A 12823-nucleotide genomic window follows, 5' to 3' on the forward strand; every position below is an offset into this window, starting at 1 on the left:
GACATTGTAGGGGTCAACTCACATCTTGCACCAAAACAAATAAACTTAATAATTATGACAAGGTAGTCAATTGTGAATAATTTAGCATCAAAATTGAACGCTCTTGCCTGTCTTGGTGAGCGTTCCCTTGCGCAGATGCGAAGGCGCGGGGTCTCACCGCTCTTGCCTCTTGCCTCTTGCCTACCCCCCCTGCCCCTTACCCCCCACACCCCCCACACCCCCCTTTCAAAGGGGGGCAGGGGGGGTTAGGGGTGTTAGCGAAGGTGCAAGATATGAGTCAAGGGCCGTTGACCCCTACGCAACTGTAAAATAAACCATCAGAATTTTAAAGCCATGAATAACCTATTTAAAGCCAACCTGGTCAAAACCCTCGCCACCAAAAAAGGTAACCAGGGTTTCACCTTAATTGAATTATTAGTGGTTGTGATTATTATTGGGGTATTAGCAGCTATTGCTCTTCCCAACCTCTTAGGACAAGTGGGGAAGGCCCGTGAATCTGAAGCTAAAAGTACCCTCGGTGCCATGAACCGCGCCCAACAAACTGTTTTTGTTGAAAGAGGTGAATTTGCTCAGAACTTAAACGAATTAGAAGTACCTGTGGGTAATGAGAAATTTTATGGTATTTTTCTTGATACTAGCACCCCAGGAATTATGGGGGCTGCTGGTATTAACCGAGATCCGGCTACCAGTAACGTAATCGATGGTAGTTTTAATGGAGATGCCAATGGTCAAAATGGAACCCGTGACTACTCTTCTGCTGTCAACTACGATGATGAAGCTCGGACTTTTTCCTCTGTGGTTTGTCGAGCCAATGCTGCCCAAAGACCTACTCAATACCGACTGAGTATTGTCAGTGTTGATGGGACGAACCCAAAATTAGTTACAGGGACTACCAATGGTATTCTTAGTGGCGGTGTTACTAATTTACCGACCTTGGCTGCTTGTCAGACGAGTAGAACGGATGAAGTTAAGTAGGTTTAGGGTGTACTAATCAGGTGGTTCGTTACGGTTGCCACCTGTTTTAATTGTTTTTGGGGGGTGTGTTTTTTGGGGTTAAAATTCAAGTCTAATGTATAGACTCCATATTTTCTTAATTGTCTGAGCATCACCTTGAGAAACACGACCAATTTTTGTTAACAGTAGGGACTTTTCTAAACAATCCAGTCTAGACAAACGAACTGTGGAAGGGACTCGTAACCCACTAATCGACCAATCTTGAATCAAGACATCAGTTGGAGAACGGGGAGAAGCAGAGGTGACAACTGCAACAACCACATCTTCGCCATCACACCACAATACAAGAACAGGACGTTTCTTAGTGCTAATTCCATTAGTGAAAGGAATTTTCGCCACCCAAAACTCACCTGCTTCAATAGTCATCGTATAACCCCTCATCTTCTGGTGAATAACCATTGAGAAAAGCACTATGACTGCGAATCGTGTCCATTTCCATTGATTTTGGCTGAATGGTAATCACCCAATTTCCTGCCCCTATTTTATCTACTAAAGAAGAGGGCAAAGTTAACTTTTCTCCTGGCTGAATTTCAATTTCATAAGTAATATTGATAATACTGCTTTTCATTGGTTTAATGATGATGTTTAAAATGATAATATTTACCTATAGTATTATAGAATTAATCAATAAATTAGTAAAGTAGAGTGAGGAAATATGAATAAGTTAACTTTAAAGTTGCCAGAAATTCTGCATCAAAAACTAATTAATTTAGCAGAAAAAGAAGGGGTATCTCTTAATCAATACATCATTTCTGCTCTCACTTATCAAGTAGCTTCTAACTATACAATGATTATCAAATCAGAACTAGATAAAGCGAAACAAGAGCAACAATTCAAAGATTTATTAGTTGAATTGGGTCAAACATCGACGACTCAAATAAAAGAAATTTTATCGAAGCGAGAATCAGTAAAACCAGAAAGTGAATTAACACAAGAAATCGTCAATAAATTTGAAACTCTGATTCAAAATAAATCGAAATTAACTGAAACTAATGATTAAAAAATGATAAAGATAACCATCAAGATTGACAGACGCATCTGTTATCGTATCTTCTACCGGATGTTTTCCCAAATCCCAAATAGGATCATTTTCAGGGTCAATATTTTTTTCGTTTTCTTTCTGAGAATTCAGGATAATATTTTGAGCTTGTAAAGCTTGTTTTAATAGAAAAACCGCTTGTGCGTCAACAGATTGATGGTTTTGTTCTGCTAACTGTTGAATTTGGCTCATCATATCATCAGGGATATGGTTTAAATTAAGTGTTGCCATAATTTTTGCTTTAAAACACTATTATTAATACATATCAATAATTATTATAACATAATTTTCTATTCTGATTCTATGATCAATTGAGCTAGAATGAGGGCAGATTGATTTTATTTATTAATTGGTCTAATAATTAACAACAAAACTACCCCTACGCTATTAATCAATCTTTGACTACTAGAATTTTATGTCTAAGTGATAGGTTTCAGGAGAAATGCGGGTACTATATGAATATCCGTAGGAGTTTTCAAGGAAATGAATAAGTATTTTTACACAAGTCAGTCAGGAACTTGTGCAGAAAAGCTTTGTTTTGAAACGGACTCTATTAATTGCAAAACTCGCTCTAAGTTGTAATGGTATTCTAAAATGTCTATACAGTTAACCTCCCTAGAAATAGAAGCACAACAAGCTTTAAATGAACAGCAATATCAAGCGGCCATTTCTCTTTATCATCAATGTCTAGAAACCAAAAGCGATCGCTTAGAAGATTATTGGTATTTAGGGTTAGCCTACTTTTTAAACAAACAAGAAGAAGAAGCGCAAGAAGCGTGGATGATGCCTTTATTATCGGGAGAATTAGACCATCATCCTCACTGGGAACAAGAGTTAATTATTATTTTAGACAGTGCTATTGAGCGTCTTTGTTCCCAAGGGAATTTAATTACAGGAAAACGTTTACAACAAGTGATCCAAGAAATTGATCCTAACTATGAACATTCAAAGTTAACTATAACCATTCAATCCCAAGTCAAACAGCTTTTAGAAGAAGGATTATTAGCGGTTGTCGAGAAGAATTTAGAAGAAGGGAAACAGAAATTTTTAGAAATTATTGAACTTGATGATAATTTGCCCCATGTTTGGCATAATTTAGGGATGCTTTATTATCAATTAGAAGCCTATCCTCAAGCTTACCAAGCCATACAAAAGGCTCTTGAATTAAACCCGAATAAATCTGTTTATTATTATGGTTTGGGGTTAATTCTTGAAGATGTAAACCGAACTGAATTAGCCATTGCTGCTTATCAAAAATGCCTAGAACTTGATCCCAAACATCTTGATACCTATATTTGTTTAGGGAGGATGTTAAAAAGAGAAAAGAGATGGTTAGAAACCGAACAAGTTTATCAACAGGCGATCGCCAATATTCCTGATCATTTTGGCTGTTATTTAAACTTAGGCAATCTTCTTCTAGAGCAAGCCAAATTAGAAAATATCTGTCCCCCCACTCGGTTTAAAGATATCATTAACTACTATAAAAAAGCCTTAGAACTTAGTCCTAATGATCATTCTGTTCTCTTAGGATTAGCGGAAACCTACCAATTAGCTCAAGAAGAAGAACTCGCGTTATTACATTTTGGTGATGCTGCTTTTATCTGTGGTGACTATGAATCAGCCATTGATTATTACCATCAATATATTCAGAAAGATCCGCATAACTTGAAAGTATATTGTGATTTATTTAAAACTTATGAGAAACTGAAAAATTATGATCAAGCCATTGAAGTTGGCAAAAAAGGCATTGAATTAGAGCCTAAGTCTCATCAAATGTATAAACTTTTAATTTATTTATATCATTCCTTGGGAGATATAGAAGCAGCCTTAACCATCATTGCTAAAGCAGAAGAAGCCATACCAGGGAATAGTTTAATTAAACAACTCAAACAATGGCTTCTGCCTATTATCTACGATACCCCTGACGAAATAGAGCGTTATCGTCAGCGTTTTACAGATCATCTCTATGAATTCATTGATAGTTCAGGAATTGATCAACCGGAACAACTTACCACAAAAAAAATAGCTCAACTGACTAACTCTTTAGCACAACACACCAACTTTTATTTACAATACCAAGGCCGAGACGACAAACCGATACAAAAGAAATATGGGGAATATGTACACAAAGTGCTTAGTTTACGCTTTCCTCAATATGTTCAACCCCGTTCCCTAGAACCTGGTTTACCAAATCGAAAACTCAGGATCGGTTACCTCTCAGCCTCAATGTATTATCACACTGTGGGTAGACTCTTTTTAGGTTGGCTCAAACAAGCTGATCGAGATAAATTTACAATTCATAGCTATGCCATCAATAAAACCAGTGATGTTCAAACAGAGAAATTCCAAGTTTTAAGTGACAGTTTTCATCATATCCCCACTTATTACAATCTTTCGGAAGTTGCAGAGACCATTCTGAAAGATAAACTGGATATTTTAGTCTTTCCTGATGTGGGTATGACTCCCATGATGACTTTATTAGCAGGGTTAAGATTAGCCCCGATTCAATGCGTCAGTTGGGGCCATCCCATCACCACCGGTTCTCCTACGATGGATTACTTTTTAACCTCGGATTTGATGGAACCCGAAAATGGAGAAGATCACTATACCGAGAAATTGATCAGACTACCTAATATTAGTATTGCTTACGAAACGCCTTCTATTCCTGATCATCCTAATCCTAGAGAGACATTCAATCTATCTGATGAAGCGGTGGTTTATCTATCCTGTCAGTCTCTCTACAAATATTTACCCCAATACGATTATATTTTTCCTCGTATTGCTCTAGAGGTTCCTAATGCTCAATTTGCCTTTTTAGAATCCAGTAATAGTCCTAAAATCACTCAGCAGTTTAAAAATCGCCTTAAACGAGCATTTGCTGACGTGGGCCTCGATAGTGAACAATATTGTGTTATTGTGCCTCGGTTGAATCGTCATGAGTATCTATCCCTCAATCTCGTTTCCGATGTTTTCCTCGATACGTTAAGTTGGTCAGGGGGTAATACTACTTTAGAAGCGATCGCCTGTAATTTACCGGTGGTGACTTGTCCAGGGGAGTTTATGCGGGGCCGTCATGCTTACGCTATTTTAAAAACCCTCGGAGTCGAAGAAACGATTACCTATTCAGAAGAAGACTATATCGCTATGGCAATCAAATTAGGACATGATCCCCAATGGCGAAAAGAACTCAGAGAAAACATTAAAGCTAATCATCATCGACTTTATGAGGATCAAGTGGCTATGGATGCTTTAGAAAGTTTCTATGAGCAAGCAGTCAAAGATCATCAAGCTAAGGAATCTTAATCTATGTAGAGACGTTTCATGAAACGTCTCTACAAAACAATCAATATGTTTGTAGGGGTCAACGGCCGTTGACCCCTACTCTAGCTATTTTTGAGAATTAATATAACTATCTTCTAATGGCCATTGCATCTAACTGAGGTAACTCTGATAAAAGACGCTGAGATAGATACATAAGATTGCCACGATGTACCATTGAAGCTTTTGACCAACAGAGGCTAAACTGTGGAGCAACTAAATTATCAATTGCCCTTCTATCTTCTTCGCTGTGATACTCTAAATAGAAGATATCAACATTATCTAAATAGTCCTTAATCTCTTCTAGAATAGGAACTTCGCAACCCTCAGTATCAATTTTAAGCACACATCGTTTCCCACTCATAATCTCTTTCAATTCAGTTGATGCAGGTTTGATCGTTGCTATTTCAAAGTTTTCAGTAACTTCGACACTTGAGTAAAGAGAATTTTGTAAACATTGAGCATTTCCGATATATAATTTCAGTTCCCTTGATTCATTACTTAAACCACAGTTAAATATTTTAATTCTGTCAAGAAAACTAGTATTTTTCTGTAAATAAGTAAAGGTAGAGGGACAGGGTTCATAACAATAACAATCTGCATTAGGATAAACATCCGTAAAAAATAAAGCAGTTGCACCGATATTCGCCCCAATATCAATAATACAATCTGGTTGAAAGTGACAATGTAAAACAGGATAATCTTGTCCTGACAATATATTAGTAATATGGTGTTGAGCATTTCCCGAATTAGGGAAACTAACAGGAACTACATTATTACCATGTTTAAAGGATAAACTCGATTCATTTATGGTTTTAGTCATGGTGTTACTTCCATTATTAGGTTTAAGAAAAGAAGAATTATCTTGAGGTTTACCAACAGCTTTTTCAAGAGTTTCTGACCAAGAAAGACCCAAATTTTCAAAGATATGCTTAACTGTATGAGAATTATTGATGTCTTCTAGAGTCGTCTCAATAAATGCTCTACATATCTACGGACTTAAGATACCCAAATTTTCTCTTTAACCGATCACCCAATCAGAAAAAATACATAATTTAAGTATGTTTACTGATAGATCAATCATTCTTTTCAACTTACCTTCTTATTACTATTTTAATGGGGGGAAAAAGTACACGATCTCTGGGGGAATAGAAAGGCGATCGCTTTTATTTCAGATTTTTTTAGAGTCAATGGTCGTTGACTCTTACGGTTTTATTGATTTAAGATAACAAGAAATAAAAATATGTTAAGTGACTTATGAAAGTTTATCTTGATGTTTGCTGTCTTAATCGCCCGTTGGATGATTTGACACAGGAAAGGATTAAACTAGAAGCAGAAGCAATTAATATGATTCTCAATTACTGCGCAAATGGATTATTAATTTTAATTAATAGTGATGCCATTGAATTTGAAATAAGCAAGAATATTGATAATTTTAAGATAGAACAGGTAAAAAATATATTATCATTAGCCAGTATTTACATTAATTCAAATGAAAGAATTAAATCAAGAGCGAAAGATTTAATGAAGCTAAATTTTAAATTCTATGACGCATTACACCTTGCCTTTGCTGAAGTAGCGGAAGCAGATATTTTCCTAACAACAGATGATCGCTTATTCCGCAGAGCCAAACAGCATAGTAGTATAATTAAGATACCAGTGGATAATCCCGTAAGTTGGTTAATCAATCTTTTACAATTGCAGGGAGATAATGATGAAATTAAGTGAACTTAGACAGCAAGGTTATCAAGCTTTGATTGAAGCTTTAGGAGTAGTAGGAGCCATTAAATTTTTACAACAACTAGAAGTAGGTTATGGTGATTATACAAAAGAACGCCATCAATGGTTAGATAAGTTGAATTTTGAAGACCTTGAGAGTTTTCTTGAACAAAAAAAAATTGAATCATAAACTCTAATTTATTCAGCAAAGAAAATGATTAAGTTAAATTTTTCCATTTAGTCTTTAGGGAAATAAAATACAATTTCTGGAGAATGTAATGGGAGCAAGTCTGTTGACGGTTGCTATCAAGTTTGTTCTCTGGAGGTATGAAATGGAATCTTTGGGGGAATAGAAAGGCGATCGCTTAGGGGTGAGCTTGTTATATTCTTATATGTTAAAATCAATGCTAGTTACGACATCAAACTAGGCATTAAAAATGATGGAAAAATCTCTAATTCGTACCACAGTAACTTTGCCTAAAAGTTTACTAGAAGAAACTGATATAAGAGTTAAAGAAGGTAAAGCTAAAAATCGCAATGATTTCATTGCATTAGCCCTACAAAAAGCATTAGAACAGCTAAAAAGAGAAGAAATTGACAGTCTATTAGTAGAAATGGCTCAAGATCCTGAGTACCAAGCCCAAGTATTGCAAATGGAAACGGAATTTGCCCCAGGAAGCTGGGAAGCTTGGGAGATAGGGGAACAATCTTAATGCAACGAGGACAACTCTATGATGCTCGTCTCGAACCCATCGAAGGTTCTGAACAAGGGGGAACTCGCCCCGTCATTATTGTCAGTCGTGATGCTATTAATGCTTATAGTCCGGTGGTATTAGCTGTTCCTTGCACAACTTATCGAGACAATAAACGAATTTATCCGACGCAAGTGCTAATTAGAGCCGGAGAAGGTGGATTAACGAATGATTCTATCGCTATGGCAGATCAAGTTAGAGTATTATCAAAAACTCGTTTTCTACGTCTGAGAGGAACGCTTCAAGATCAGATAATTAAACAATTAAATCAAGCTTTATCAATTGCTCTAGATTTAATTTAACCCTCATCTTCAAATTTATAGCCTACTCCCACAACGGTTTTAATAAAAGTAGGGTTAGCTGTGTCAGGTTCAATTTTTTTACGTAATCTTCTGACATGAGTATCCACCACTCTTTCATCTCCAAAAAAGTCATTACCCCATAATTTGTCTATTAGTTGGGTTCGACTCCAGACTCTCCCTGGATAACTCATAAAGGTAGATAATAAGTTAAATTCTAAGGTGGTTAATTCTAACGGTTCTTCTTTATTCTTATCTGTTTTTTTAATCGCAGAATGTTTATCTAAATCAACCATAAAATGGGGACTTTCATAAACATTATTTTGATTTCCCCCATGTCTTAAACTACGTCTTAATAAGGCGCGAACTCTAGCCACTAATTCGATGGGACTAAAGGGTTTAACTAAATAATCATCGGCCCCGGTTGATAAACCAATGACTCGATCAATTTCTTCTCCTTTGGCCGTTAACATCAAAATATAAGGGTCTTTAACGGTTATTTGTTGACGAATACGGGTACAAACTTCTAACCCATCAAGTTTAGGTAACATTAAATCTAAAACAATTAAATCCGGTTCTTGTTTTTGGAATAAATCTAAAGCAGTTAACCCATCATAAGCGACCATACATTCAAAAGACTCTCTTTCTAATGTGCTTTGAATGAGCTTAGCGATTTCCATTTCATCTTCAACAATTAATATTTTCATCAATATTTTTACTTTAAATTATCAATAAATCATTCTGCTATTATAATTATAAGGTGCAATGATAATATTTTTATGGAAACCCTTTCCCCTTATCTTAATTTACCCAAAGATGAACTCATTTATGATGACGGAGAACCCTTGGAAACGAACCGCCACCGCATTGCAATGAATGTTTTAATTGACTCGGTTTATCAAGCATTGTTACCCCGTGAGGACTTTTTTGCCGGGGGTAATATGTTTGTTTATTATAGTGCCACGCAACGGATGAATCGAGATTTTCGAGGGCCTGATTTTTTTGTTACGTTGAATGTGGATGGGACTGTAGACCGCAAGGCTTGGATTGTTTGGCAAGAAAATGGGCGGTATCCTGATGTTATTGTGGAATTAATGTCTGATTCTACAGCAAATATTGATAAAACGGACAAAAAAAACCTCTATGAGCAAATTTTTAAGACTAGAGAATATTATATTTACGATCCTTATGATGCCACATCGTTGCAAGGATGGCGATTAAATAGTCAGCAAACCTATAGTGAGATTGTAGCCGATCAACAGGGTTGGTTATTTTGTGAGACGTTAGAGTTATATTTAGGGACTTGGGAAGGTAAGGTCTTAAATGAGTCCGCTTTTTGGTTAAGATTTTACGATTTACAAGGGAATTTAGTCTTATTACCCAGGGAAGAGGCAGAAATTGAACATCAACGGGCAGAAATGGAACGGCAACGGGCTGAAACTGAACGACAACGGGCTGAAACTGAACGGCAACGGGCTGAAACTGAACGGCAACGGGCTGATATTTTGGCTGCAAAGTTAAGAGAATTAGGGATCGATCCCAATGAAATGTAACCGAGTTCCCTATTGCTTTGAATCACTAAAACTAATACTAATATCTTACCCCAGTACATAAAAACTAAACAATAAACTCTATTCCCTACCCCCCCCCTGCCCCCTACCCCCCCCTGCCCCCCTTATAAAGGGGGGTGTGGGGGGTGTGGGGGGTGTGGGGGATTAGCAAAGGTGCAAGATGTGAGTAATAGAAATTGAGCTAATTCTATTCCGTTTCTGGTTCAGTATTTTCACCAAAATCAATAAAAGATAAGCTTTATATCATTTCAAATGAAAACAGAACAAACATCGAAACTTCTTAGTATGGTTATCCCATGATAAGAGAACCTCACTGACTAAGGTTTAAGTTACTCTTTATACTGATTTACTGCCTCATTTTAATCTGTCAATTTGTTGTATTTTTCAACTTCAATTAAATCTTTAAAATCATCAAATTGAAAGGTATTATTAGTCATATCTGTGCTTCCTTTTTCTTGTAATTGTTGGAAACAGTGAAGCAGAGCATTAGTCGAACTTAGTAAACCTGATAGGGCATAAGCAACGATTTTAAAGCCCATTGCTTCTAACTCTTCTAATGATAAACAGGGTGTTTTTCCTCCTTCTATAATATTGGCTAATAAAGGAACATCAGGAAAATAATTACTAATTTTTTCTAATTCTTCTCTGGTTTGAGGGGCTTCGATAAAGATAATATCCGCACCGGCTTCTTGATATTTTTTCCCTCGATATAAGGCTTCATCTAATCCATAAATAGCCCGTGCATCGGTTCTACCTATTATAACTAAATCACTGTTATTTTTAGCTGTTACGGCTGCTTTTATCTTCTTAACCATTTCTTCTGTTTCAACCACTTTTTTCCCTTCAAAATGACCGCATTTTTTAGGCCATTGTTGATCTTCAAGGATAATTCCTGCTGCCCCAAAATGAACAATATCTTCTACTGTTCTTTGTACATTTAAAACATTTCCATACCCCGTATCGATATCACAAATCACAGGAATATTAACAGATTTAATAATATTTCTGACTTGATTTAACATTTCTGTTGCGGTTAAAAAACCCAGATCAGGAAGTCCCAATAAAGAGGCAGACATACCGAAACCACTGGTAAAAATCAAAGAAAATCCTGCTTTTTGGGCTAACTTAGATCCGATACAATCATAAACAGCCGGGGCTGCTATAATTCCAGGGTTATCTAATAGTTGGCGTAACTGCTTAGCTGAGTTCATAAACCATTTTATTCAAAGACTTCTGCTTCTTTAAAAGGTAAACCATCTTGATCTTTTTTAGATAATTTGGGTTCTCCTTTTAACTGCCAGTCGATAGCAAGATCGGGATCATTCCATAAAATACTTCTTTCATGTTGTGGAGCATAATAATTAGTGGTTTTGTAGAGAAATTCAGCAGCATCAGATAAGACAACAAACCCGTGAGCAAACCCTTCAGGAACCCAAAACTGACGTTTATTTTCTGCACTTAAAAGACAACTTACCCATTGTCCAAAAGTGGGGGAACTTTTACGAATATCCACCGCTACATCTAACACTTCACCCACCACAACCCGAACTAATTTTCCTTGAGGTTGTTGAATTTGATAATGAAGTCCTCGCAGGACATTTTTTTGTGATCGCGAATGATTATCCTGTACAAAATTTCGTTCTATTCCCGTTGCCTCAGAGAAACTTTTTTGATTATAACTTTCATAAAAAAAGCCACGATCATCACCAAAAACACGGGGTTCGATAATGACAACATCAGGAATTTTTGTTTTAATTACATTCATAGTTAATAACTGATAACTGATAACTGAATTATACTTCCATTGTTACCCAATTTTTTAATTCTTCCCATCCCAAACCTTGACGAATAATTGAAGGGGGATCAGAAGTCATATCCAAAATGGTAGACACTTCAAAACCAGGTTCTAAACTATTATCGATAATGAGGTCAACCTGACTTTCTAATATATCAAACAATCTTGCTTTTTCTAAACCAATGGTGGGAAAGTCTCCCTCTTCATCCGGTAAATGGGCAGAAGTCGAAATAATCGGATTATTTAATTCTGTTAAAATAGCTTGACAAATGGGATGATTCGGTACTCGAATACCTGTGGTTTTCCGCTTAGGACTCATCACTAATTTTGGCACAGCTTTAGTAGCCGGTAACAAGAAAGTATAAGGGCCAGGAATCACCCGTTTCATGATACGATAAGCTTCGTCTGTTACCCCGGCATATTCGGAAATATTGGACAGAGAAGAACATAAAAAGGTCAAGGGTTTATCATTGGATAATTGCTTTAATTGTCGTACCCGTTGCACGGCTGATTTACTATTAAGATCGCAACCGATCGCATACACTGTATCGGTAGGATATAACATGATTGCCCCTTTCTTTAGGGAATCACAGATTTCGTCAATGCGACGGGGTTGAGGGTTTTCGGGATGAAGATCGTATAAAATAGCCATAATTATGACCAAAATAGCTTATTTAGACTGTGTAACAGGGATTGCCGGGGATATGTGTTTAGGGGCTTTAGTCGATAGCGGTGTTCCTTTAGAATACTTGATTGAGCAACTCAAAGGGTTAAAAATTGACCACGAATATACGTTAAGTCAAGAAAAAGTACAACGCAAGGGACAACAGGCTACTAAGGTTCATGTTAAGTTGCTTAAAGATGAGTCTGATGAGCATCACCATCACCATCACCATCATACCCCTGCCCGTCATCTTCCTGAAATTGAAAGGATCATCAAAGAGGCTAACTTACCCTCACGGGTGACACAGTGGAGTCTGGATATATTTCGTCGTTTAGCGGTAGCAGAAGGCGCTGTACACGGGATTTCACCGGAAAAGGTACATTTTCATGAAGTGGGGGCAACGGATGCCATCGTGGACATTGTCGGCAGTTGTCTGGGGCTAGATTATTTAGACATAGATGAGTTATATTGTTCTGCGTTACCCACTGGTGGGGGGACAGTGTGGGCAGCCCATGGCCGTTTGCCGGTGCCGGTGCCTGCAGTATTGAAGTTATGGGAGTCCCGACAAGTTCCTATTTATAGTAACAAGATTGAGAAAGAATTAGTCACGCCTACCGGGGCAGCGATCGCAGTTACCTTAGTTAAAAGTTTT

General features: G+C 37.0%; 17 protein-coding genes. 9 read left to right on the forward strand and 8 right to left on the reverse strand.

The window, feature by feature from the left end; all coding sequences use genetic code 11:
* Positions 1-333: 333 nt before the first annotated feature.
* On the forward strand, positions 334-975 hold the full coding sequence (locus C4E06_RS11175; protein ID WP_107668124.1) for a type IV pilin protein: 642 nt from the start codon (positions 334-336) through the stop codon (positions 973-975).
* A gap of 78 nt (positions 976-1053) precedes the next feature.
* Here C4E06_RS11175 and C4E06_RS11180 read toward each other — a convergent pair whose 3' ends face one another.
* Positions 1054-1380: a type II toxin-antitoxin system PemK/MazF family toxin gene (locus C4E06_RS11180; RefSeq protein ID WP_107668125.1), complete on the reverse strand. Its 327-nt coding sequence runs from the start codon at positions 1378-1380 to the stop codon at positions 1054-1056.
* On the reverse strand, positions 1370-1582 hold the full coding sequence (locus C4E06_RS11185; protein ID WP_107668126.1) for a hypothetical protein: 213 nt from the start codon (positions 1580-1582) through the stop codon (positions 1370-1372). Before C4E06_RS11185 ends, C4E06_RS11180 begins: the two co-directional genes overlap by 11 nt.
* 87 nt (positions 1583-1669) lie before the next feature.
* Between C4E06_RS11185 and C4E06_RS11190 the strand changes: the two genes are divergently transcribed.
* Positions 1670-2014, forward strand: a complete 345-nt coding sequence (locus tag C4E06_RS11190) for a toxin-antitoxin system HicB family antitoxin (RefSeq protein ID WP_107668127.1) — start codon at positions 1670-1672, stop codon at positions 2012-2014.
* Here the strand turns inward: C4E06_RS11190 and C4E06_RS11195 are convergent.
* Positions 1994-2284 carry a hypothetical protein gene (locus tag C4E06_RS11195; protein ID WP_107668128.1) on the reverse strand — a complete coding sequence of 97 codons (291 nt, stop codon included), beginning with the start codon at positions 2282-2284 and terminating at the stop codon, positions 1994-1996. The genes C4E06_RS11190 and C4E06_RS11195 overlap by 21 nt on opposite strands.
* A gap of 363 nt (positions 2285-2647) precedes the next feature.
* Between C4E06_RS11195 and C4E06_RS11200 the strand changes: the two genes are divergently transcribed.
* On the forward strand, positions 2648-5356 hold the full coding sequence (locus tag C4E06_RS11200; protein ID WP_107668129.1) for a tetratricopeptide repeat protein: 2709 nt from the start codon (positions 2648-2650) through the stop codon (positions 5354-5356).
* 106 nt (positions 5357-5462) lie between these two features.
* Here the strand turns inward: C4E06_RS11200 and C4E06_RS11205 are convergent, their stop codons facing one another.
* Positions 5463-6194 (reverse strand): FkbM family methyltransferase, encoded by a 732-nt coding sequence (locus C4E06_RS11205; RefSeq protein WP_157951148.1) that lies wholly within the window; start codon positions 6192-6194, stop codon positions 5463-5465.
* A gap of 434 nt (positions 6195-6628) precedes the next feature.
* Between C4E06_RS11205 and C4E06_RS11210 the strand changes: the two genes are divergently transcribed.
* The 4 genes from C4E06_RS11210 to C4E06_RS11225 all read left to right on the forward strand — a co-directional run bounded on the left by C4E06_RS11210 (position 6629) and on the right by C4E06_RS11225 (position 8144).
* Positions 6629-7099: a PIN domain-containing protein gene (locus C4E06_RS11210; protein ID WP_107668131.1), complete on the forward strand. Its 471-nt coding sequence runs from the start codon at positions 6629-6631 to the stop codon at positions 7097-7099.
* Positions 7086-7280: a hypothetical protein gene (locus C4E06_RS11215; RefSeq protein WP_107668132.1), complete on the forward strand. Its 195-nt coding sequence runs from the start codon at positions 7086-7088 to the stop codon at positions 7278-7280. The genes C4E06_RS11210 and C4E06_RS11215 overlap by 14 nt, the downstream gene beginning before the upstream one ends.
* 250 nt (positions 7281-7530) lie before the next feature.
* Positions 7531-7803 carry a ribbon-helix-helix domain-containing protein gene (locus tag C4E06_RS11220; RefSeq protein ID WP_198648549.1) on the forward strand — a complete coding sequence of 91 codons (273 nt, stop codon included), beginning with the start codon at positions 7531-7533 and terminating at the stop codon, positions 7801-7803.
* On the forward strand, positions 7803-8144 hold the full coding sequence (locus C4E06_RS11225; protein WP_107668134.1) for a type II toxin-antitoxin system PemK/MazF family toxin: 342 nt from the start codon (positions 7803-7805) through the stop codon (positions 8142-8144). The genes C4E06_RS11220 and C4E06_RS11225 overlap by 1 nt, the downstream gene beginning before the upstream one ends.
* Here the strand turns inward: C4E06_RS11225 and C4E06_RS11230 are convergent.
* On the reverse strand, positions 8141-8848 hold the full coding sequence (locus tag C4E06_RS11230; RefSeq protein ID WP_107668135.1) for a response regulator transcription factor: 708 nt from the start codon (positions 8846-8848) through the stop codon (positions 8141-8143). The genes C4E06_RS11225 and C4E06_RS11230 overlap by 4 nt on opposite strands.
* Positions 8849-8920: 72 nt before the next feature.
* Here C4E06_RS11230 and C4E06_RS11235 point away from each other — a divergent pair, with 72 nt between their 5' ends.
* Positions 8921-9694, forward strand: a complete 774-nt coding sequence (locus C4E06_RS11235; RefSeq protein ID WP_107668136.1) for a Uma2 family endonuclease — start codon at positions 8921-8923, stop codon at positions 9692-9694.
* A 377-nt stretch (positions 9695-10071) separates the two neighbouring features.
* Here the strand turns inward: C4E06_RS11235 and C4E06_RS11240 are convergent, their stop codons facing one another.
* The 3 genes from C4E06_RS11240 to C4E06_RS11250 are packed head-to-tail and all read right to left on the reverse strand — an operon-like array spanning position 10072 to position 12159.
* Entirely contained in the window at positions 10072-10923 is an 852-nt protein-coding gene (locus C4E06_RS11240; RefSeq protein WP_107668137.1) for an oxaloacetate decarboxylase, read from the reverse strand.
* Positions 10924-10931: 8 nt separating this feature from the next.
* The gene (gene rfbC, locus C4E06_RS11245; RefSeq protein ID WP_107668138.1) at positions 10932-11477 is read right to left on the reverse strand and encodes a dTDP-4-dehydrorhamnose 3,5-epimerase; all 546 of its coding nucleotides are present in this window, start codon (positions 11475-11477) and stop codon (positions 10932-10934) included.
* A 28-nt stretch (positions 11478-11505) separates the two neighbouring features.
* On the reverse strand, positions 11506-12159 hold the full coding sequence (locus C4E06_RS11250; RefSeq protein WP_107668139.1) for an L-threonylcarbamoyladenylate synthase: 654 nt from the start codon (positions 12157-12159) through the stop codon (positions 11506-11508).
* Between the two features lie 4 nt (positions 12160-12163).
* Between C4E06_RS11250 and larC the strand changes: the two genes are divergently transcribed.
* Positions 12164-12823 (forward strand): nickel pincer cofactor biosynthesis protein LarC (gene larC, locus C4E06_RS11255; protein WP_107668140.1); only part of this gene is annotated, 660 nt, incomplete at its 3' end.

Origin of the sequence: Cyanothece sp. BG0011, from assembly GCF_003013815.1 — a bacterium.
In the GTDB taxonomy this organism is placed as follows: Bacteria; Cyanobacteriota; Cyanobacteriia; order Cyanobacteriales; family Microcystaceae; genus Crocosphaera.

Excerpts from the sequence above, each read along its gene's own strand:
- rfbC (WP_107668138.1), bottom strand. The coding sequence starts at position 11,477 with ATGAATGTAATTAAAACAAAAATTCCTGATGTTGTCATTATCGAACCC.
- C4E06_RS11210 (WP_107668131.1), top strand. The coding sequence starts at position 6,629 with ATGAAAGTTTATCTTGATGTTTGCTGTCTTAATCGCCCGTTGGATGAT.
- C4E06_RS11205 (WP_157951148.1), bottom strand. The coding sequence starts at position 6,194 with ATGACTAAAACCATAAATGAATCGAGTTTATCCTTTAAACATGGTAAT.
- C4E06_RS11235 (WP_107668136.1), top strand. The coding sequence starts at position 8,921 with ATGGAAACCCTTTCCCCTTATCTTAATTTACCCAAAGATGAACTCATT.
- C4E06_RS11195 (WP_107668128.1), bottom strand. The coding sequence starts at position 2,284 with ATGGCAACACTTAATTTAAACCATATCCCTGATGATATGATGAGCCAA.
- C4E06_RS11185 (WP_107668126.1), bottom strand. The coding sequence starts at position 1,582 with ATGAAAAGCAGTATTATCAATATTACTTATGAAATTGAAATTCAGCCA.
- C4E06_RS11220 (WP_198648549.1), top strand. The coding sequence starts at position 7,531 with ATGGAAAAATCTCTAATTCGTACCACAGTAACTTTGCCTAAAAGTTTA.
- C4E06_RS11240 (WP_107668137.1), bottom strand. The coding sequence starts at position 10,923 with ATGAACTCAGCTAAGCAGTTACGCCAACTATTAGATAACCCTGGAATT.
- C4E06_RS11200 (WP_107668129.1), top strand. The coding sequence starts at position 2,648 with ATGTCTATACAGTTAACCTCCCTAGAAATAGAAGCACAACAAGCTTTA.
- C4E06_RS11215 (WP_107668132.1), top strand. The coding sequence starts at position 7,086 with ATGAAATTAAGTGAACTTAGACAGCAAGGTTATCAAGCTTTGATTGAA.
- C4E06_RS11225 (WP_107668134.1), top strand. The coding sequence starts at position 7,803 with ATGCAACGAGGACAACTCTATGATGCTCGTCTCGAACCCATCGAAGGT.
- C4E06_RS11175 (WP_107668124.1), top strand. The coding sequence starts at position 334 with ATGAATAACCTATTTAAAGCCAACCTGGTCAAAACCCTCGCCACCAAA.
- C4E06_RS11230 (WP_107668135.1), bottom strand. The coding sequence starts at position 8,848 with ATGAAAATATTAATTGTTGAAGATGAAATGGAAATCGCTAAGCTCATT.
- C4E06_RS11180 (WP_107668125.1), bottom strand. The coding sequence starts at position 1,380 with ATGACTATTGAAGCAGGTGAGTTTTGGGTGGCGAAAATTCCTTTCACT.
- C4E06_RS11250 (WP_107668139.1), bottom strand. The coding sequence starts at position 12,159 with ATGGCTATTTTATACGATCTTCATCCCGAAAACCCTCAACCCCGTCGC.
- C4E06_RS11190 (WP_107668127.1), top strand. The coding sequence starts at position 1,670 with ATGAATAAGTTAACTTTAAAGTTGCCAGAAATTCTGCATCAAAAACTA.